Origin of the sequence: Haladaptatus sp. W1, assembly GCF_001723155.1 — an archaeon.
Taxonomy (GTDB): Archaea; Halobacteriota; Halobacteria; order Halobacteriales; family Haladaptataceae; genus Haladaptatus; species Haladaptatus paucihalophilus.
In genome coordinates, this window is sequence record NZ_MEIH01000220.1 from 1 (window position 1) to 1,968 (window position 1,968).

Below are 1,968 nucleotides of genomic sequence, written 5' to 3' on the forward strand. Positions count from 1 at the left end.
CGACCGGGAGTCGGATATTCTCTCGGACCTCCCCGAGATGTCGAACGACGACCTGCTCGAAGTCCGGGACGTGCTCGTCAGCCTCCAGCACACCGCCCAGTACGCCATGCGGAACGCGGAAATCGCGGCGAATCTGGCGCTCAACGAGGAGAGCGAGCACACGACCATCAACTGAGTCGAGCCACCCAGATTATCCCGATTATTCCACCGATTTGCGGCCCGTAGTCGGAAGAATCAATAGCCGCGACTGACTCGGTGGGAACACGATACGAAGCGTAGTCGAGACAATGATAGAGCGAACGTATTCTGACGACATCACGGCGGAACAGGACGGCGAGACGGTATCCATTGCGGGACACGTCCACGACATTCGGGACCTCGGTGGACTCTCCTTCGTCATCGTCCGCGACCGGGAAGGGCAGACACAGGTCGTGTTCAAGGAAGGGAACGACGAGGACCTCTTCGAGGCGGCGAACGACCTCGGGAAGGAGGACGTCGTTCGAATTACCGGCTCGGTGAAAGCGAGCGACCAAGCGCCGGGCGGCGTCGAACTCATGCCGTCCGAACTCGAGGTCATCAACGCGGCCGAATCGCCGCTGCCGATGGAAGTGGCGAAGGACATCGAGTCGGACCTCTCGACGCGGCTCGACAACCGGAGCATCGACCTCCGAAAGCCGGAGGCGTACGCGGTCTTCTCGCTCCGCTCGAAGCTCGTCAACGCGATGGAGGAGTGGTTCGACGGCGAGGGATTCCGTAACGTCGATACGCCCCTGCTCTCCCAAGAGGGTGCGGAGGGCGGTGCGGAACTGTTCCCCGTCGTCTACTACGGCGAGGAAGTGTTCCTCTCCCAAAGTCCCCAGTTGTACAAGCAGATGCTCATGGCGGCCGGATTCGACAAAATCTACGAAACCGGGACGGCGTTCCGCGCGGAAGCGTTCGCCACCTCCCGACACGTCTCCGAAATCTCGATGTTCGACGTCGAGTTGGCGTACATCGACGACCATCACGACGTGATGGACGTCCAGGAGGAGTCGCTTCGCCACACGCTCGAACGCGTGAGCGAGAACGCGACGGACGAACTGGAGACGCTCGGCGTCGACCTCGCGGTCCCGACCGACCCGTTCCCGCGCGTCACGTTCGAGGAGGCCCGCGACATCCTCGCCACGGAGTTCGACCACGTGCCGGAGGACGAAACCGACCTCGACACGAAGGGCGAAAAACTGCTCGGCGAGTACTTCGAAGAGCAGGGCCACCCCGCCTTCTTCGTCGTCGGCTACCCGGACGAGAAGTTCTACTACAAACAGGACGTGCCGGGCGACGACATCGCCTCGCGGAAGTTCGACCTCATCTACAAGGGTCAGGAACTCTCCTCGGGCGGCCAGCGTGAACACGATATCGAGACGATGAGCGAGTATATGGAAGACCAAGGTGCGGACCCCGAGAACTTCCACTTCTACCTGGAGGCCTTCCGGTTCGGCATTCCACCCCACGGCGGCTACGGCCTCGGTATCGACCGACTCGTCCAGAAGGTCGGCGAGCTGGACAACATCAAAGAAGCCATCCTCTTCCCGCGCGACCCCGACCGCGTAACGCCGTAGACGCGGCCGATTTTCAACCGACTTCGCGCCCGTTTTTCGACTTTTTCACCCCGTTCGATACGTTCCGCGTCGGCACCTCAGTCGGCGCCGACCTCCGTCGTTCCGGTAGCGACGGCCACCTCGTCCTCCTTTTCCGCGGTCAGCGGGTTTCGTGAGGATATCCGACACGGGAAATCGGGGTGTTCCCCGAAGTGTCGAATGAGCAGGTGGCGGCGCGACCCCGTGATTCCGGTTCTGCCCACGTCCTCCGCGGTGAACTGCGCGGGGAGCCGGTCGAACAACCGCGCCATCGCGTCGAACGTTTGGAACACCTTGGCGTTCCCTGCGGAGTCGGCACCGCGGCGGGAAACCTCGTAGCTGCCGTCTTCGC

At 62.4% G+C, this 1,968-nt stretch carries 2 protein-coding genes and 1 pseudogene; 2 read left to right on the forward strand and 1 reads right to left on the reverse strand.

Annotation, left to right across the window (positions count from 1 at the left end; genetic code table 11):
• Both BG842_RS31425 and aspS read left to right on the forward strand, forming a co-directional pair.
• A pseudogene (locus tag BG842_RS31425) lies at positions 1 to 175 on the forward strand (histidine kinase); the annotation flags it as partial.
• A gap of 112 nt (positions 176 to 287) precedes the next feature.
• Positions 288 to 1,598, forward strand: coding sequence for an aspartate--tRNA(Asn) ligase (gene aspS, locus BG842_RS10260; RefSeq protein WP_007977389.1), 1,311 nt, complete (start codon positions 288 to 290; stop codon positions 1,596 to 1,598).
• 77 nt (positions 1,599 to 1,675) lie between these two features.
• Here the strand turns inward: aspS and BG842_RS10265 are convergent.
• Positions 1,676 to 1,968 (reverse strand): hypothetical protein (locus BG842_RS10265; RefSeq protein WP_069450662.1); only part of this gene is annotated, 293 nt, incomplete at its 5' end.

What these genes read in the sequence shown, in the direction of transcription:
- aspS (WP_007977389.1), top strand. Translation starts at nt 288, where the DNA reads ATGATAGAGCGAACGTATTCTGACGACATCACGGCGGAACAGGACGGC.